Annotated in this window: 16 protein-coding genes; 9 read left to right on the forward strand and 7 right to left on the reverse strand. The window is 60.1% G+C overall.

The genetic code is table 11. The features are described 5' to 3' along the window. Positions 1-4 precede the first annotated feature (4 nt). The 6 genes from D1222_RS12025 (at position 5) to D1222_RS12050 (ending at position 7140) form a co-directional block, all read left to right on the forward strand. On the forward strand, positions 5-583 hold the full coding sequence (locus tag D1222_RS12025) for a LabA-like NYN domain-containing protein (RefSeq protein ID WP_119454495.1): 579 nt from the start codon (positions 5-7) through the stop codon (positions 581-583). Further along, a complete protein-coding gene (locus tag D1222_RS12030) occupies positions 570-1229 on the forward strand; it encodes a uracil-DNA glycosylase (protein ID WP_119454652.1) in 660 nt (219 codons plus the stop codon). The genes D1222_RS12025 and D1222_RS12030 overlap by 14 nt, the downstream gene beginning before the upstream one ends. 95 nt (positions 1230-1324) lie before the next feature. Next, positions 1325-3322 (forward strand): DNA topoisomerase IV subunit B, encoded by a 1998-nt coding sequence (gene parE, locus D1222_RS12035; protein WP_119454496.1) that lies wholly within the window; start codon positions 1325-1327, stop codon positions 3320-3322. 108 nt (positions 3323-3430) lie between these two features. Continuing rightward, positions 3431-4336 (forward strand): hypothetical protein, encoded by a 906-nt coding sequence (locus D1222_RS12040; protein WP_119454497.1) that lies wholly within the window; start codon positions 3431-3433, stop codon positions 4334-4336. Between the two features lie 120 nt (positions 4337-4456). Further along, positions 4457-5878, forward strand: coding sequence for an amidohydrolase (locus D1222_RS12045; RefSeq protein ID WP_119454498.1), 1422 nt, complete (start codon positions 4457-4459; stop codon positions 5876-5878). Next, on the forward strand, positions 5875-7140 hold the full coding sequence (locus D1222_RS12050) for an amidohydrolase family protein (protein WP_119454499.1): 1266 nt from the start codon (positions 5875-5877) through the stop codon (positions 7138-7140). Before D1222_RS12045 ends, D1222_RS12050 begins: the two co-directional genes overlap by 4 nt. Here D1222_RS12050 and D1222_RS12055 read toward each other — a convergent pair whose 3' ends face one another. Next, positions 7141-7947 carry an NUDIX hydrolase gene (locus D1222_RS12055; RefSeq protein ID WP_119454500.1) on the reverse strand — a complete coding sequence of 269 codons (807 nt, stop codon included), beginning with the start codon at positions 7945-7947 and terminating at the stop codon, positions 7141-7143. It lies immediately after the preceding gene. 119 nt (positions 7948-8066) lie between these two features. Here D1222_RS12055 and D1222_RS12060 point away from each other — a divergent pair, with 119 nt between their 5' ends. Beyond that, positions 8067-8756 (forward strand): EAL domain-containing protein, encoded by a 690-nt coding sequence (locus D1222_RS12060; RefSeq protein WP_119454501.1) that lies wholly within the window; start codon positions 8067-8069, stop codon positions 8754-8756. Here D1222_RS12060 and D1222_RS12065 read toward each other — a convergent pair. Next, positions 8753-9871, reverse strand: a complete 1119-nt coding sequence (locus D1222_RS12065) for a DUF2336 domain-containing protein (RefSeq protein ID WP_233348726.1) — start codon at positions 9869-9871, stop codon at positions 8753-8755. The two genes, D1222_RS12060 and D1222_RS12065, sit on opposite strands and share 4 nt — an antisense overlap. A gap of 169 nt (positions 9872-10040) precedes the next feature. On the opposite strand from D1222_RS12065, the gene D1222_RS12070 reads away from it, so the two are divergent. Further along, positions 10041-11261 (forward strand): CaiB/BaiF CoA transferase family protein, encoded by a 1221-nt coding sequence (locus D1222_RS12070; protein ID WP_119454503.1) that lies wholly within the window; start codon positions 10041-10043, stop codon positions 11259-11261. On the opposite strand, the gene D1222_RS12075 is transcribed toward D1222_RS12070, so the two are convergent. Then, positions 11210-13939 (reverse strand): M1 family metallopeptidase, encoded by a 2730-nt coding sequence (locus D1222_RS12075; protein WP_119454504.1) that lies wholly within the window; start codon positions 13937-13939, stop codon positions 11210-11212. The genes D1222_RS12070 and D1222_RS12075 overlap by 52 nt on opposite strands. A 144-nt stretch (positions 13940-14083) precedes the next feature. Here D1222_RS12075 and xth point away from each other — a divergent pair, with 144 nt between their 5' ends. Further along, the gene (xth, locus tag D1222_RS12080; RefSeq protein ID WP_119454653.1) at positions 14084-14863 is read left to right on the forward strand and encodes an exodeoxyribonuclease III; all 780 of its coding nucleotides are present in this window, start codon (positions 14084-14086) and stop codon (positions 14861-14863) included. A 6-nt stretch (positions 14864-14869) separates the two neighbouring features. Here the strand turns inward: xth and D1222_RS12085 are convergent, their stop codons facing one another. The 4 genes from D1222_RS12085 to D1222_RS12100 form a co-directional block, all read right to left on the reverse strand. Next, positions 14870-15238, reverse strand: coding sequence for a hypothetical protein (locus tag D1222_RS12085; protein WP_147371866.1), 369 nt, complete (start codon positions 15236-15238; stop codon positions 14870-14872). A gap of 93 nt (positions 15239-15331) precedes the next feature. Then, the gene (gene ilvD, locus D1222_RS12090; RefSeq protein WP_119454506.1) at positions 15332-17059 is read right to left on the reverse strand and encodes a dihydroxy-acid dehydratase; all 1728 of its coding nucleotides are present in this window, start codon (positions 17057-17059) and stop codon (positions 15332-15334) included. 186 nt (positions 17060-17245) lie between these two features. After that, positions 17246-17782, reverse strand: coding sequence for a GNAT family N-acetyltransferase (locus tag D1222_RS12095; protein ID WP_119454507.1), 537 nt, complete (start codon positions 17780-17782; stop codon positions 17246-17248). Further along, positions 17772-18713 carry an aldo/keto reductase gene (locus D1222_RS12100; protein WP_119454508.1) on the reverse strand — a complete coding sequence of 314 codons (942 nt, stop codon included), beginning with the start codon at positions 18711-18713 and terminating at the stop codon, positions 17772-17774. The genes D1222_RS12095 and D1222_RS12100 overlap by 11 nt, the downstream gene beginning before the upstream one ends. Positions 18714-18731: the final 18 nt, after the last annotated feature.

The raw sequence follows: 18731 nt of genomic DNA on the forward strand, positions 1-18731 counted from the left end.
AAAAATGGCATTTTATAAAGACGAACGACTGATGTTGTTCATCGATGGCGCAAGCCTCTACACAACGGCCCGATCGCTTGAGATCGAAATCGACTTCCGCAAACTGCTGGCAGAATTCAGAAATCGCGGCAGGCTGCTTCGCGCCAATTACTACACGACCATTGTTGAGGGCGAAGATTACAGCCCGGTCCGGCCACTCGTCGACTGGCTGAGCTACAATGGCTACAACGTCATCCATAAGGCCGCGCGCGAGTTTACTGACCGGGAAGGGCGCCGGCGCGTACGCGGCAACATGAATGTCGAGATTGCCGTCGACATGATGAGCGCCGCCAGCACGGTCGACCATATCGTTCTCTTTGCAGGCGACAGCGACTTCCGCAGGCTCGTCGAAATAGTGAAGGCGCAAGGCTGCCGCGTCACGGTCGTCTCTTCGGCCAAGACACAGCCCCAGACGATCGGCGATGAGCTTCGACGCGAAGCCGATGTCTTTATCGACCTTGAAGACCTTTCAGACCTGATTGGACGTCCACGAAATGGAACGCCTGACCGGGCCGTGGCTTATGCAGATGATGACGATGACTGATAAAACGACCGTCCCGCCCGAAGCGCCGCCCAATTGCGAACTCTGTCCCCGGCTTGTGACCTACCGGTCGCAGAACCGGCTGAACCATCCAGGCTGGTTCAATGCACCTGTCCCCTCTTTCGGCGACGAGAATGCGCGGCTCCTGGTCATCGGGCTTGCCCCGGGCGTCACCGGAGCGAACAAGACCGGCCGTCCCTTCACTGGCGACTGGGCAGGTGACCTACTTTACGCAACCTTCGCCAAGTTCGGCTTCAGCGAAGGCGAGTATCAGGCCCGGCCGGATGACGGGCTAGTCCTGAAGGATGCGATGATCACCAATGCGGTGCGCTGCGTCCCGCCGAAGAACAAGCCGGTTGGCAGCGAAGTCAATAATTGCCGCGAATACCTCACTGCGCGTATCGATGCCTTGCCAAAGGCGCAGGTATTGCTCTGCCTAGGGAAGATCTCGCACGACTCGACGCTGCGCGCCTTCGATCTCAAAGTGAAGGATCACCCCTTCGGACATGGCAGTGAGTACCGCCTGCCCGACAATCGCATCCTTCTGTCGAGCTATCACTGCTCGCGCTACAACACGAATACCGGACGGTTGACGACGGAGATGTTTGAAGCCGTCTTCGCGCGCGCCAATGAGCTTCTCGGCCGCTGATCGGCAATCCTTCAACAGCTAATCGCTGTGCGGGACTAGGAGAGCTGAGGTTCGCGCTCGTATGATCTGTCTGATTCGGTCTAGACGAGGTGGTCATGACAGGCTCCAATCAAGCACAACTGTTCGACGACGTTCCAGCAGACACATCCGGCTATTCGGCCAAGGATATCGAAGTCCTTGAAGGGCTCGAACCCGTCCGCAAACGTCCCGGCATGTATATCGGCGGCACGGACGAGCGCGCCTACCACCACCTCTTTGCCGAGGTCCTCGATAACTCGATGGACGAGGCGGTCGCTGGCCATGCGAGCCGGATCGAGGTGCGCCTCGATGCTGACGGCTTCCTGACAGTCACCGACAATGGCCGCGGCATCCCGATCGACCCGCACCCGAAATTCCCGGACAAGTCGGCGCTGGAAGTCATCATGTGTACGCTCCACGCGGGCGGCAAATTCTCAGACAAGGCCTATGCGACTGCAGGCGGCCTGCACGGTGTCGGTATTTCGGTCGTGAACGCGCTTTCGGAGCGGGTCGACGTTGAGGTCGCCCGCGACCGCAAACTGTACGTCCAGGTGTTTGAGCGCGGACAGGTCATGTCGCCGGTCGAGCTGAAGGGCGCAGCGCCCAACCGCCGCGGCACCAGCGTCCGGTTCAGGCCAGACGTCGAAATCTTCGGCGACAAGCTGCGCTTCCGCCCATCCCGCCTGTTCCAGATGGCGCGCTCCAAGGCCTATCTCTATCGCGGCGTCGAAGTGCGTTGGTCCTGCGACCCGTCGCTTCTGCCAGAAGATTCAAAGATCCCGGCCGAAGCCACCCTCACCTATCCGAATGGTCTCGCTGACCAGCTGGAAGAGGTCTTCAAGGGCAAGGCGACCATTACCAATGAAGCCTTCTCGGGCCTCGTTGAAACCGATGAAGGCAAGGTCGAGTGGGCCATCGCCTGGACGGCCGCTGGTTTTGGCGAAGCCGACGGCTTCTCGCGCTCCTACTGTAACACCATCCCGACACCGGATGGCGGCACCCATGAAGCAGGCCTTCGCTCTGCCATCACAAAGGGCCTGCGTAACTATGGTGAGCTGACGGGCCAGAAGAAGGCGACCGCAATCACCGCAGACGACATCATGTCCTATGCTGGCATTCTGCTGTCTGTCTTCATTCGCGGTCCTGAATTCGTCGGCCAGACCAAGGACAAGCTGTCAACCACGGCCGCCTTCCGCCTTGTCGAGAACGCCGTCCGCGACCGCTTCGACCACTGGCTTGCCGCCAGCCCGAAGGAAGCTGACAAGCTTCTCAACTGGGCGATGGAACGCGCGGATGAGCGCGCCAAGCGCCGCAAGGACAAGGAAGTCGCGCGCAAGTCCGCCACCCGCCGCCTGCGCCTTCCGGGCAAGCTTGCAGATTGCTCTGCAAATTCAGGCGATACCGAGCTTTTCATCGTCGAAGGCGACTCTGCTGGCGGCACGGCGAAGACGGCCCGGGACCGCAAGATGCAGGCGATCCTGCCCCTGCGTGGCAAGATCCTGAACGTCGCCTCGGCTTCAGTCGACAAGCTGGAAAAGAACCAGGAACTTTCCGACCTGATGCTGGCGCTCGGCACGGGCCTTAAGACGCGCTTCAATCTCGATGATCTTCGCTATGAGCGCGTCATCATCATGACCGACGCTGACGTGGACGGCGCACACATCGCCTCTCTGCTCATCACCTTTTTCTACCAGATGACGCCGGGCCTCATCGAAAGCGGCCGACTCTATATGGCGATGCCGCCGCTCTACCGCCTCAGCCATAAGGGCAAGTCTGTCTATGCGATGGATGACGCGCAGAAGGCCGAGCTGATCGCGTCAGAATTCAAGAACAGCGAGAAAGTCGAGATCGGCCGCTTTAAGGGTCTTGGTGAGATGAATGCCTCTCAGCTCAAAGAGACCACGATGGACCCGAAATCGCGCACGTTGGCGCGGATCACCCTGCCGGACTCGATGGACGAACTCACGGAAATGAAGCCTGCAGAGCTCATCGACACGCTGATGGGGCGCAAGGCCGAGCACCGCTTCAAGTTCATCCAGGACAATGCCCAGTTCGCGTCTGAACTTGATATCTGACGCTTCCGCCACGCGACTGGCGTAAATCTTGCGGGCCAGACAAGGGTTTCTTCACGACCCTCCGGTATAGACCGGAGCGATTGGTGACCTTGGTCTGGGCGCAGGTAAATGAGCATTCACTGGCAGTATGTCCGGCACGACAAGCTGGATTCAAACCTTCTCGACGCTGAACATAGTCTCCACCAGTCGCCGCTCTTCTGCGACGCTTCGCTTGCGGCCCTGCTCGACGCCTATCCGCGCGAGCGGCTCGGCATCTGGACCTTTGGTGAGCACGCCGAAGGCGATGAGAGACCAATTTTCGGCACCGCCAACGATTTGAGCGGCGAAGAAATTCTCGAAGCCGTGAAGAAGGGCCGTATCTGGCTTAATCTGCGCGCCACGAATGAACTCGTGCCCCATTATGCAGAGACGGCGGACCATATTTTCGACAGCCTGCAATCGCGGATGGGCCAGCGCATCATAAAGCGCGATATGAGCGTCCTTATCTCATCGCCGGGCATTCACGTTCACTACCATCTCGATATTCCGCTGGTCGCCCTGCTGCAGGTTCGCGGCACCAAGACGCTCTACCTCTATCCGGAGGCCGAGCAGTTCGCGCCGACCGAGCGCCTCGAGGCGATCGCGCTCGGCGAAGGCGATGAAAGCCTTTTCTTTGAAAGCGCATTTGACGCTCATGTTCAGCCAGTCGAACTGAAGCCTGGCAAGGGCATCTCGTGGCCTCAGAATGCGCCGCACCGTGTCCAGAATGGCGACATGATGAATGTCTCACTCTCTTGCGAATTCATGACATGGCCCGCGCTGTTCCGCGCAAACGCACTTTACGCCAATGGACGACTGCGCCGCTCGTTCGGCGCCCGGCCCGGTCGCCCAAAGGGCATGGCGCCCGCAACTTTCGGCAAGGCGGCACTCGCCCGCGTTTTCAAGAAGTTTGAACGCGGCGAGACGACGCCAGAACCTCGTGATCCGGCCTTTGTACTGGACCTCGATAGCCCGGGCGCTGTTCGCACGCTTTAAGACGCGTCGCCCGCGGATCTGCCGTTGGAAATTCGCGTCCAAAGCTCCGAGCGCCATTGAAAGAACCGGCAAACGGGTCACAATACCCTCTGAATACGGATTTCCGGCTGAGGGGCTGATATGAAAATTGCGATGCGTCTGGCAGTGGCGCTGTCTGCTGCGACCTTCCTCACCGCGTGCGGCGGTGGCGGACAGGACACCGAAAACGAGACCAACGGCGAACAGGCCGAGGCTTTCGACCGCGACCCTTATCCATCAACCTATACGCCCTACCCCTCAGGCGCTGTGCTTCTTCAGAACGCGACCGTGTACGATGGCGTTGGCAATGTCTTCGAGAATTATGACGTCCTTCTGGAAGGCGGAAATATCGCCGGCATGGGCGAAGACCTTGATGCGGGCGATGATGTCGAGGTGATCGACGCGGCCGGCAAATTCGTCACGCCCGGCATCATCGACAATCACTCCCACCTTGGCGTCTACCCCTCGCCCGGCGTTAGCGCCCATCAGGACGGCAATGAGATTTCAGGCCCCGTCACCGCAGAGGTCTGGGCCGAGCATGGGGTCTGGCCACAGGATCCGGGCTTTACCCGTGCGCTGGCAGGCGGCGTCACATCGATGCAGATCCTGCCGGGTTCGGCCAACCTCTTCGGTGGGCGCGGCGTGACACTGAAGAACGTCCTGTCGCGCACCGTCCAGGGCATGAAGTTTCCGGACGCGCCTTACACATTGAAGATGGCATGCGGCGAGAACCCGAAACGCGTTTACGGCTATGGCGGTGGACGCTTCCCGGGCGGCGCCCCGTATTCACGCATGGGCAATGTCGCAGGTTACCGCAATTCATGGATCGAAGCGCGCGCTTATCAGGAAAAGTGGGACGCGTGGGAAGCAGATGGCGGCGACATGCCGACCCGCAACCTCGAGCTGGACACGCTGGCAGGCGTTCTCGATGGCGACATCCTAGTCCACATGCATTGCTACCGCGCCGATGAGATGGCGCAGGTGATCGATATGTCCGAAGAGTTTGGCTACAAGGTCACCTCATTCCACCACGCTGTCGAAAGCTACAAGATCGCTGACGTGCTGGCTGAGAAGAAAATCTGTTCTTCCATGTGGGCCGACTGGTGGGGCTTCAAGATGGAAGCCTATGACGGCATCCGCGAAAATATCCCGCTCGTCCACCAGGCTGGTGCCTGCGCGATCGTTCACTCTGATAGCGATATCGGCATCCAGCGCCTCAACCAGGAGGCCGCCAAGGCGCTTGCCGACGGGCGGCGCGCCGGAATCGAGATTTCCGACGCCGATGCATGGACATGGCTGTCGGCAAATCCGGCAAAGTCCCTTGGTATTTTCGATCAGACAGGCTCGCTGGAGATCGGCAAGGACGCTGACGTTGTTCTCTGGAATGGCGACCCGTTCAGCTCCTACTCAAACGCGGAACGCGTCTATATCGACGGCGCGCTCATGTTTGATCTTGAGCAGCCAGACTTTACCCCCGTCACAGATTTCGAGCTTGGCCAGCCTGGCGAAGGAGACCTGAAATGATCTTCAAATTTGTAGCAATTGCCGCGTCCACCTCGCTCATTTGTGCCAGCGCGCTTGCACAGAACCTCGCCATCCAGAATGCCACCCTGTTTGACGGTGAGACTGTTCGCGAGGATGCGACCCTTGTCATCCGCGATGGGACGGTCGTGGCTTGGGCGGATGACGACCGCCTCCCTTCAGGTCTCGAAATCATCGACGCTGAAGGCGCCTGGATCACGCCGGGTATTTTCTCCGCCTTCTCGCAAGTCGGAATTGTGGAAGTTGGCGCTGAGGACTCAACGAATGATACCTCCGCAGGCCAGTCGAGCTTTGGCGCTGCTCTTGATTTGAGCGATGGTTTCAATCCGCGCGCAACAAGCATCGATATTACCCGGATTGAAGGCGTCACACGGATGGCTGTCGCGCCAAGCCTCGGCTCTTCCCTTTTCGGGGGGCAGGGATTTATCGCAACGACGACCGGAGAGCCCGGTTCAATCATTGAGCGACGTGCTTTCACCTTCATCAATCTCGGTGAAGGCGGGGCCAGCATTTCGGGCGGGTCACGACCTGCAGCCTGGGCGACACTTCGCGCCGCTTTCGGTGACGCGAGAGCCTTCCCGACGCGGTATCTTGCGCATAGCGAAGGCGACGCACTCGGCAGGATGGACGCCGAAGCGTTCACGCGGGCTGCCCGCGGCGATCAGTTGCTTCTCATTGCGGTTAGCCGTGAAAGCGACATTCGCGAGGTCATCGCGCTGAAGAAGGCCATGTCCAACCTGCAGATCGGGATTATCGGCGCGCAGGAAGGCTGGATGGCCGCAGACGCGCTCGCTGACGCAGATATCCCGGTCATAATCGACCCATATGACAATCTGCCCGGCAGTTTCGCCCAGCTCGGCGCGACCCAGCAGAACGCTGCACGGCTTCTCGATGCCGGTGTGACAACCGCCTTCGCCTATTTCGACAATAGCAGCCATCAGGCCCGCCTCATCCTGCAGAGCGCCGGCAATGCCGTGGGCAGCGGCGTCGACCATACGGACGCCCTGCGGGCGATCACGTCGGTGCCAGCCGACATTTTCGGGATCGATGGTGCAGGACGACTGACGGCTGGCAGCCTTGGTGACCTCGTCATCTGGGACGGCGACCCGCTGGAAGTCAGGAGCGCACCCGTCCGCATATTTATCGACGGCGTCGAACAGCCGCTCGAGAGCCGCCAGACAAAGCTGCGCGACCGCTACCTCAAGCTTGATGAAAGCGAACGCCCGCTCGCCTACAAGCGCTAATCAGCGCTTGGCGACATTCTCGACTTTCTCAAGAGGTTCAATCGTCTGCACATAACCGGCTTCAGCCGGGATATGCAGGCACGGTTTGCCATTCTCGTCCTTACCGACCACGGGCAGCACGGTGACGACCTTGCCCTCCCGGAAGCGGCTGATGGCGGTCGGCACGCTTTGCGCTTCGGCGAGCTTTCCAAGGTTCATCTTGGTAGGGAAGATGATCGTCGCCTCGCCCGCTGCTTCCATGTCGAGAGCAAGCTGCGGAGACAGCCAGACAGCATCTGTCGTTTCACGCCCATCATGGGTCGCAAGTTGCTGCGGCGGTGTCGGCGCCAGATAAAAGTGCGTATCGAAGCGCTTCGGCATCATGTCCGGCGTGATCCAGTGGCCAAAGTGAACCAGCGTATCAAGCGCAAGCACGAGGTCATGCTCTTTCACCAGCTCAACAAAGCTCTTCTCACGCCGGTCAACTGCCTCGCGAAACGGGGCAAGCTTGTCAGCGACATCGACGCCAACAAGCGCTGCACCCTCGCCCCGCGCACTCACCGGGCGCGCAAGGATAATGCCTGATTCTTCAAAGGCTTCGCGAAGCGCAGCCACCCGGGCGATCCGGGCCTTGCCTTCATAATTGCCATCGCTCAGGGCTTCCCATTCGTCCGAGGCATCTTCGTCATTCGTCTTGCCACCCGGAAAGACCAGCGCCCCTGCGGCGAAGTCGATCTGGTAGTGGCGCTTCACCATGAGGACCTGCAGGTCCGGCGCATCGCGCAGCAGGAGAACAGTAGCGGAAAGTCTTGGCGCGGCATCGGTCATAACGAATTCTCCCTCAGATCCAGCAAATTTGCTGCAAATCCACTCGTTCCAATCCGCGTGATCTCAACGAGCGTCTGTCATTGTTCTTGTCTCGATACATTCACAGACAGGGATGCGGCATGCAACAGGTTCGGACACGCACATCGGCTCAGCCATCAATTATTCCAGGCGAAGGCGAGCTGCGGCTGTCCCCTGTCATCCATCTCCTCACGGGCGACATCGTCAATCAGGTCGCCGAGATGCAATTTGCCTTTGATGATCGCGTCTCTTTCGGCGCCGGTAGCCTCTTCGTGAACCGCATCAGCCCGGCTCTTTGGCTCGCCCATCAGGTTGAGTCGGTCGCACGCCTCGCCAATGAGACGCCGCAGGCAACGGCCCGCCCGATCATTGTCGAAGCGCCGATCGCGGCCCTGATGCACCCGGACACACCGATTGCCTGCGAAGCCGCCGCTGCCCGCAGCCGCATCTGCCCTCAGGAAATCTGCATCGAGGTTGGCGACGCGACCCTGTCCCAGTCCAAATCCGACATCCTCAAAAGCATCGAAGCGCTCCGCCGCCGTGGTTTCCGGGTTGGCGTCAATGCAACGCGCTCATGGTGCACGCCGCTCGACACGCATCTGCGCCTCCTGCTGGATTCGGTGCGCATCGACGCACTGAAAGTCTGGAGCGAAGCCGATCTCCTCAACCGCATCGAAGCGGCAAGCGCTTGCGGCATGGCGGTCATCGCTGAGAATGCGCGTTATCGCGACGGTGAGAAGCTCGCTTCTGTGGGCATCGAGCTTGCCCGCGCCCCACGGGTCGACGGCTAGCCGAAACGGCGCGCTGCTTCTTCGGACGGCGGCGTTTCCATGGCGCGTGCCTGCTCTGAATAGAAATCCAGCTTTTCGAGCAGATAGTCGAGGTCACCCTTCGGGATGGCCTGGAACTGCGTCAGCACGCGTTCGATCATCCGCATCCGGAAGCGGGCCTTGTCGTTCGGGCCGCCATCTACTTCGGTTTCGTGGAAAACGTTCACGGCGGCCTTGAAGGCTGGCAGGAGCTTACGCGGAAGTCCGGCCCGGTCGAAGATGGCCGCGAGGCCACGCGGGCCCGCATCATGGATCATCAGCCACGCCTTGCCATGCGTGACGCCGGCGAGCTCTGCCATGGCATGTTCGACAAACTTCATCTGCCCGAGACACAGCGCGCGCATGATAAGCGAGTTGGTCAGGCGGCCATTGAGGTCCAGCTGGTGAACGAAATAGCCCATATCCTGACTACGGTCCGCCTGCTCGACGAGGTCCACTGTCGCGCGTTCACGTGCCCCGGCAGCAAGATCGATAGCGAGTTGCGCTGGCAGCTCATGCCGGTTGACCAGCATGTCGAAGGCCTGCCCCGAAACAAGCGACACCAGCTTTTCAGCGACATGGACCGGAATATGCTCACGCGCGATCAGCGCGGTCTTCACGCCCTCATTTTCAGCGAAGCGGTCAATGGAGCGATCAAACGCCTTGTTCGTCCAGCTGGCGCCGCGATTGCGCGCCAGCGCGGCCACGGCATCGGCAATGCCCTCGCCTGCAATCGTCTCACAAAGTGCAGGGTCGATGCGCTCTCGTGACGCAATGGCGATCTGCTTGGCGCCCTCAACAGCGCGGACAAGCTCAATGAGGTCCTGGTCGGTCAGGGATGGTGAATACTGAAGCACGGGCAGCGCGACGGACTCCACGTCGCGCGCAAGCTTCAGCGCCACGTCACGCGGCAGGCGCGGCGAGTTGCGCAGCGCCACAGCCAGCGTTTTGCGAACGAGCTCTGCTGCGTCCTGCGCGAGGATGCCAATAATCTCTTCTGCGTGGCGGCGTTCGGCGTCTGTCAGAGGGTCAGTCGCAATCCGTCGGCAGAGCTTGTGCGCAATGCCAGCCCGTTCGTCCGGTGTCTCACCTTTCATGAGCCGCTCAATGTCCCCTTCGGACAATTGCGGCCGCATGCTTGAAATACCCATCGATAGCGCCTTCCCTCAGCCGAGGAATCAATTTGCTGAGAATTGTATTGTGCCGGTTAATGTCCGGTTTACCAATGGGTCCGGCAGCAGACCTGAAATAAATCTGGGAGTAGACATGCTCGAAGGCATTCGCGTCATAGAATACGCAACCTATATGGCCGCCCCTGGCGCAGGCAGTATCCTGAGTGACTGGGGCGCTGAAGTGATCAAGGTTGAACCGCCCGGCGGCGACCCGATCCGCAAATTCTTCGCAACCATCGGCACCGATATCCAGGACAATCCGGTCTTTGATTTCGACAATCGCGGCAAGAAATCCATCGCGCTCGACACGACCACCGATGAGGGCCGCAAGATCCTGCGCGAACTTGCCGAGAGCGCCGACGTCTTCCTGACGAATGTTCGCCCCGGCGGCCTCGCGCGGTCTGGTCTCGACTATGAAGGACTGAAATCAGTCAATCCGAAACTCGTTTACTGCAGCCTGACTGGATACGGCCTCGATGGCCCGGATGCCGACAAGCCTGGCTTCGACGTAGCGAGCTTCTGGGCACGCTCCGGCGCAGCGCGCACCACTATCCCGAAGGGCGGCGAGCCATTCCCGTGCCGCACGGCTTTTGGCGACCATACGACCAGCATTGCAGCTGCCGCGGGCATCTGCGCCGCGCTGGTGGAGGCCACCAAGACCGGCAAGGGCCGGCTGGTAGAAGCTTCGCTGCTGCGCACCGCCCTCTTCACGCTTGGCTCTGATTTCGCGATCCAGCTCTTCTTCGGGCGGCTTGGCTCCACCAAGCAGCGCCATGAGCAGACCGTGCCGATCATGAACTTCTTCCGCACCAGTGACGATCACTGGCTCTGCATCGTGGCGCGTCAGGGCAATTCCGACTGGGCCCCGATCTGCCGGGTCATCGGCCGCGAAGACCTCATCGAAGATGAACGTTTCTCCTCGCCAAAGGCGCGCCGCAAGAACAGCGTCGAATGCGTCGGTGTCCTCGATGAGGGCTTCGGGGCGATGACGAAGGAAGAAGCTGCCAAGCGCCTCGATGAGCATTCAATCGCCTGGGCACCGGTCCAGACGATGGCCGAAGCGGCCGCCGACCCGCAGGTTCTGGCAGCCGGCGGCATCGTGGACGTCCCATCAGCCGCAGGCGATGGCAGCTCGTTCAAGTCACCAGCCTCGCCCGTCCGCTTTCCCGGCGCCAATGACGGACCGAAAGGCCCGTCACCGAAGTTCGGTCAACACAGCCGCGAAGTCCTCGCTGGCCTCGGGCGCAGCGAGGATGAGATCGCTCAGTTGCTATCTTCCGGTGCGGTCTCGGACGGCGCGAAACCGGCAAAATAGCTACGGATCTCGTCACCGCGTTCAGCCTCAAGCGCGACGCAGAGCCCGATGCTCTCGCGCGCTTCGGCTAGCGCGCGCTCATAGCCGGGCGCCAAGTCCCCATATGCGCCGAACAGGGCCTCGAGCTCGACAATAGCCGTCGGTGAGCAGAGATCGCCTGCGAGCCGCGGCGTCGAGCGTGGGCGCTGGCCGGGAATACGCTGCACGAATTCCGGATAGTTCGCCTGTAGCCACGCCCATGCATCCTGTTTGACCTCGCTCTGGCGCATCTGGCCGGACATGATCGAATAGGTTTCTCGCGTGCCAAGCTGTCCTGACATGGAAAGCTCCATGATGACCGGCAGCAATGCCGGGTCATTGTTCTGGCCAATCGCATAAGCAACCGCCTGCTCGAAAGTCGGGTCATCGATGTTCGAGAGCGAAGACACCATCGCATCCAGGAAGCGCTCCCCACCCTGCTGCATGCCAATGGCAAGCGCGGTCGAGAAGTCGTCGCTCGTCAGCCCGCGCACTTCGCCGCTTACAGGAAGACCGACATAGGCATTCGCCGCACGCGCGAATTCTTCCCGCAACTCTGCGTCATTGCCGGTGCGTGCCAGAAAAGACTCTAGACGCGACGCCAGAATACGTTCGCTCTCAAGATCGGACTGCGTCGCTCGGTCGAGGCGGGACCCAAACACGCGCGTGATCTCGGCCTCCATGCCTGCACGCGCCACCTCGTCAGTCGACACGGCACGATAGAGCGCCGAATACGCACGCACCGCGCCATCGACGACCTGACGCTGGTCATGCCGGGCCGCTGCATTCGCAATCGCCATCAGTGTCGGGAGGGCAAGCTCCCCCGCTTCGAAACTCGCAACAGCACTATCGACCGCAACCATGGCTTCACCCGCCTCCAGCGAAGCGAAGTTCACAGCAAGCAAAGCCCACTGTGCGTCTGGCAGGCTGAACCGCCAGTATCCGGCGCCGCCCGCATTTGGCATGATCCAGTCTGGACAGGTCTCGAACTGGTCGAGTGTCAGGGTGGCCGACTGCTCACTCATCATAGTGCAAACACGTTCACGCGTGTCGCCGCTCGCCGCGACGAGACAGTAAGGAATCGTCCACCGACGGCTTTCCTCGATCGGGCTGCCGAGCGGTTCGTACCGGCTTTGCGACAGTGACACTTCCGGCGTACGGCCTTCGCGGCATTGGAGGTCGGCGCTGATGAGAGGCAGACCTGACTGCTCGACGAAACTACGGAATGCCGTCGTCAGGTCAGGCTCATCTGTTTCGTCAGCGATGACCTCAAAGAAGTCAGGACTGTCAGCAACCGAGTCCTCGAAACGCGAGATATAGCGGCCCAGCGCTGGGCGGAATTTGTCAGACCCAAAATAGGAATCCACCATCGCGATGACGGCAAGGCCCTTGTCATAAGTGATCGAGTCATAAGCGTTCCGGATATCCTCGTTCAGCGTGATCGGCTCTCTGACCGCGCGTGCACTGCGCAGGCTGTCGAGCGACATGGCGCTGATACTGTCGGCAACGGCGTCCAGCTCATAGCCGCCATCCGGCTCCATATCGGCGAGCACAATACCCGTCGCCCAGCTGGAAAATGCTTCTTTCAGCCAAAGGTCATCCCACCATGGCGGCGTGACCAGATCACCGAACCACATATGCGCGATCTCGTGGCTGTGAATGTTGAGTAGCGCCCGTCGCATCGCTGGGCCACTCGTCGGCCCGTAGAGAATGCGGCTCTCGCGATACGTGATCGCGGCGGCAAGCTCGGTTGCACCGCTCGGCCATTGCGGGGCCGCGATGATGTCGAGCTTCTCATAAGGGTATGGAACGCCGAGCTCCCTCTCAAAAAAGGCAACCATCGGTTCCGTCATCATCAGCGCGTAGGAGATTTCGTTCGCTTTGCCTGCGCGGGTGTAACCCGTCAGCGGAACTGGAAAATCCCGAACTTCATTAGGAGAGAGCGAAGGGCCATCAAGACGGTCGAATGGCCCCACTGCTAAGGACAGAAGATAGGTCGGAAGAGGTCTGGTCGACTTAAAGCTTATCCGCTTAAGACCTTCTTCTTCCAGTATTTCTTCACGCTCAATCGAAGTGTTTGCAATTGCCGTATCCGTCTGCGGTACGGTGAGCGTCAGATTAAACGGCGTCTTGAAACGCGGCTCATCGAAGCCTGGCATGAAGCGGCGCGCCTGGATGCTTTCTGACTTCGCCAGCGCATAGGCATTGCCCTGCTCGTCAACCTTGAACAGACCGGTGAGGTTGGCGTCAAAAGGCGCGGTATAGTCAATGGAAACGCGAACAGTTCCGGCGCTAGCCCGGCGTGGAAAGTGGATCCAGGCAACCCCTGAATTCAAGACATCGCGCCAGGTCGCCGCCTCATCCTGCATATTCGTGCCGGAGACGGTGACGTCCCTGATCTCGAGCCCCTGCCCGTGGAGCCAGAAGCCCTGCGCCGGCTGGTCGAACTCGACATCGATTTTCACTGTACCGCCAAAGCGTGTGCGGCGCGGATCGATCCTCAGATCCATGTCATACGCAACTGGTCGAACCCCATCGGGGAGCGGGCCTCGCGGCGCGCGCTCATAAAGATCGGAGAGTTCCGGCTGTGCCTGACGGGGCGTCGGACCACATGCAGCTAGGCCGACGACAAGAGCACATACAAGAATAAGACGTTGCATTGAGGATCCTGAATTACCTGTCACAATTCATATGAGCCGCCACACCCCTGCGTCACCCTGAAATGGACGACCAGCTGTATTTCGCTGGTTGAGACGGGCCGACTTCTCATGGCGTCCTTCCTGAATCGCCCCTATAAGAACGCCATGAAAATCGCGACCTGGAACGTAAACTCCATCAAGGCCCGCATGGCGACGGTGCTTGATGTCCTGAAAACTATCGATGCAGATGTCATCTGCCTTCAGGAGATCAAATGCGAAACCGAGAACTTCCCCTATATGGAGATTGAAGAGCTCGGCTATAACTGCGCCGTCCATGGGCAGAAGAGCTATAATGGCGTCGCGCTCCTCTCTCGCTACCCACTTGAAGACATCGTGACCGGCCTGCCCGGCAATGAAGACGATGATCAGGCCCGCTATATTGAAGCGCTTGTGCTGGCTGATCGACCCGTTCGTGTTGGCGGTCTCTACCTGCCAAATGGCAATCCTGCCCCAGGCCCGAAATATGACTACAAGCTTGGCTGGATGAAGCATCTCAAGGCCCACGCCGAAGCGCAGCTGAAGCTTGAAGAGGCCTTCGTGCTGGCGGGCGACTACAACGTCATTCCTCGCGATGAAGATTGCTGGGATATCGCTGTCTGGCGCGATGATGCGCTGGCGCTGCCGACAACGCGCGCCGCTTTTCGTGAGCTAAAATGGCTAGGCCTGACCGAAGCCTATGAGGCTGCTGACGGGCGCGCGCATGAGTACAGCTTCTGGGACTATCAGGCCGGCGCCTGGCAGAAAGGCCATGGCATCCGGATCGACCATCTTCTGTTGTCACCGCAGGCCGCAGACCGGCTCGAAGGCGTGGAGATTTACAAGAAGGCCCGCGGTCTGGAAAAGCCGTCAGACCATGTGCCAGTTATCGCGACGCTTACTGACTAGGCTCGCCTAGTCTTTCGTGGCGCAGTGCGTGTTGTAGGCATTTACGCGCGCATTCGCATTCGACGCCTTTTCCTGCAAATCAGCCTCGACCGCGCGTAGACGCGCTTTCAGGTCTTCATAAGCTGCCCTAGAGCTATCGGCCTGGCGGGCTTGCTCAGTACTGAAATTGCGCATCGCCTGATTGTTTTCCCAGGCATCGCCCGCATCCTCGACCTTCGGCACCAACGCGTCGCGCTCTGCCTTTAGCTTCAGGACATTCTGCTGCGCCGTCCGGATCGTCTCTGCCTGCTGAACACAGCTTTCAGACGCGGCCGCGAATGGGGCCGCCACAAAAGCGGTCAGGGACAAAGCGGCTACGGTCAGGGAGTGTGGCATCTTGATCATCCTCTGAGGCTATCGGGTCTAGCCTGAAGTCTCGGTGAACGGCGTGACCATTCCATGGCCGCAATCTGCAGCTTTTACGACGATTTAGAGATCGGCGTAAACATGGCGCTCGGCCTTGAAACCTTCATGGGTCACGGCGCCCTGATAGGCAGGGCCGACAAGCTTTGCGAACTTGGCAAGCGCGCCTGAGGCGTATTTCGTCTCCCGCGGGGCCCAGCTCTTGCGGCGCTCTGCAAGCTCAGCTTCGCTGACCTCAAGATCGATCGTGCCGGTTGCGGCATCGATAGAGATCATGTCGCCGTCCTTAATGAGGCCGATGGGCCCGCCTTCCTGCGCTTCCGGCCCGACATGGCCGATACAGAAGCCGCGCGTCGCGCCGGAGAACCGGCCATCTGTGATCAGCGCGACTTTGTCGCCCATGCCCTGACCGTAGATTGCAGCCGTCGTCGACAGCATCTCGCGCATGCCTGGGCCACCCTTCGCGCCTTCATAGCGGATGATCAGGACGTCGCCTTCCTTGTAGTCACGCGACTCCACGGCCTTGAAGCAGGCCTCCTCACCATCGAAGACGCGGGCCGGGCCGCGGAACTGAAGCGAGTGGAGACCCGCAACCTTCACAATGGCGCCGTCTGGCGCGAGTGAGCCCCAAAGGCCCACCACACCGCCGGTCTTGGTGATTGGCGTGCTGGCTGGAGAGATCACTTTCTGCTCAGGATTCCAGGTCACCTCTTCAAGGTTTTCGGCCCATGTCTTCCCGGTCACCGTGATACAGTCACCGTGGATAAGACCCTCTTCCAGAAGGGTTTTCATCAGCATCGGCACGCCGCCTGCCTCACCAAAATCCTTGGCGACATATTCACCGCCCGGCTTTAGCGAGGCGATGTAAGGCGTCTTCTCGAAGATACGGGCCACGTCCTTCAACTCGAAATCGACGCCGCATTCATTGGCCATGGCTGGCAGGTGAAGCGCTGCATTGGTCGAGCCGCCGGTTGCGGCGACGACGACAGCTGCGTTTTCAAATGCCTTGCGCGTACAGATGTCGCGCGGGCGCAGATTGGTCTCAATGAGGCGCATAACAGCCTCGCCAGAGGCAACGGCGTACTCATCGCGGTTGGCGTAAGGCGCTGGCAGCGCGGATGAAAGCGGCAGGGCGAGACCGATTGCTTCGGAGACGCAAGCCATTGTATTTGCAGTAAATTGACCGCCGCACGCCCCATCGCCCGGACAGGCGAGTTTCTCCAGCGCGTGGAGCTTTTCCTCGGTCATGTCATTATTGCCTGCCGCATGCGCGCCAACCGCTTCGAAAACGTCGAGAACGGTCACGTCCTTGCCCTCAAACCGGCCCGGCAGGATAGAACCGCCATAGAGGAAGACCGATGGCACGTTGAGGCGCAGCATGGCCATCATCATGCCCGGCAGCGACTTGTCACAACCCGCAACGCCAACAAGCGCATCATAGCCGTGGCCGCGCATGGTCAGCTCGACGGAATCTGCAATGACTTCACGCGAAACGAGCGATGAGCGCATGCCTTCATGGCCCATGGCGATGCCGTCTGTGACTGTGATCGTACAGAATTCACGCGGGGTGCCATCGCCAGCTTTGACGCCTTCAGAAACCGCATGGGCCTGTCGCATCAGGGCGGTGTTACAGGGGGCCGCTTCATTCCAGCAGGAGGCGACGCCGACGAAGGGCTTCTTGATGTCCTTGGTCGACAGGCCCATTGCGTAATAATAGCTGCGATGCGGGGCGCGGGCCGGGCCTTCGGTGACGTGGCGCGACGGCAGGCGTGACTTGTCCCAGGTCTTGCTCATTTCGCAGGCTCCTCAAGCTTGATCTTCGCTGATCTGATAGAAGCCCGGCCGGGTTGAGGCTAGTGGGCGACAGCGAATTTCCGCCGGAAAGTGTGCGAAAAATTCTGCCCTTTTGCCCTCAAAACACGGTGCAGTGACGGTGTACCGGCGGTGTTTTTGACGGTGCAGCGCCAACCTTGCGCAATTTTATTCCAATTTCAGCCGCATCAGGAATTCAAGGTCGCGGTGATCTCCGACCGGAAAGTCGAACTCTCCCACCTTCTCGAACCCAATCCGCTCATAAAGCCTGCGCGCGCCATCATTTTCCGAAAAGACGCTGAGATAGAGCTCCGGTGCCTGCGAGATCTTTGCCCAGTCGATCGCCTCCTCAATGAAGTGCGACCCGAGCCCCCTGCCCTGTAGCGGCGCGTCGACATAAACCCGCATCAATTCCACCGCACCTTCTTCGGCATCATCTGCAGGCAGCTCCAGCGGCGAGCAGACGAGATAGGCGCCGAGTGTGCCATCCGGCAGTGCGGCCACCCGGACAAGAAAGTCCGGGCTGTCGATCATGTGCGCGTAGATCGTGCGCGTGTGAGAGTCCTCAAGATAGGCTTCGAGATCAGCCTTGGAGTAGATGTGGCCAAACTTCTCGACAAAGGTCCGTCGCCCAAGCTCTTCCAGGGCGGCCGCATCGCCGGTCGTCGCAGCGCGAATGGTGATGCCGGTGAGATCAGCTGGCATTGAGACAGTCCATCTCGTCGGCGCTGAGTTTGAGATCGGCAGCGCTCATGATGTCGGTCAGCTGCTCCATCGAGGTCGCACTGGCGATCGGCGCGGTGATGCTCGGCCGGGCCATGACCCAGGCGAGTGCGACCTGCGCCAGTGTGGCATTATGCGCTTTCGCAATGTCATCCATCGCGTCGAGCAAGGCCATGTTGCGATCTGTGAACCAGTCGCCCATGCGTCCGCCGCGCGGGCTCTTGTCGAGGTCATCCTTTGAACGGTATTTGCCCGTCAGAAAGCCCATGGCGAGCGAGAAATACGAGATGACGCCGAGCCCCTCACGCTTGCAAAGATCTTCAAGTTCACCTTCATACTGGTCGCGCGTGATGAGGTTGAAGTGCGGCTGGAGCACTAAATAGCGCGCGCGGCCTGGCGCTTCTCCGGCTTTGAGCGCTTCTGACAGCTGGGCTGCATCATAGTTCGACGCGCCGACAAAGCGGACCTTGCCAGCATCGACCAGCTTCTGGTGCGCCTCCAGCGTTTCGTCGATCGGCGTGTCACTGTCCGGCGCGTGGGAGAAATAGAGATCGATATGATCGGTCTTGAGACGTTTCAGCGAGGCCTCGCAATTCTCAATGATAAGCTTGGCTGAAAGGCCAACATTGCCGCCGCCCATATCCATGCCGGTCTTGGTGATCAGGAAAAGCTCATCGCGGCGCTTGTCGGCTGCCAGCCATTCGCCAATGACGGTTTCGGACTCACCGCCTTCATGCCCCGGCGCCCAGCGGGAATAGACGTTGGCCGTATCCACCGCGTTGAAACCGCCATCTAGGAAGGCATTGAGAATGTCGAAGCTGGTCTGCTTGTCAGCCGTCCAGCCGAACACATTGCCGCCAAGGACGAGCGGTGCGATCTTCGCATCCGGGTGGCCGAGAGTGCGCTTTTCCATGACTGTCCTCCGCTGGGT

The organism is Henriciella algicola (assembly GCF_003576245.1).
Taxonomy (GTDB): domain Bacteria; phylum Pseudomonadota; class Alphaproteobacteria; order Caulobacterales; family Hyphomonadaceae; genus Henriciella; species Henriciella algicola.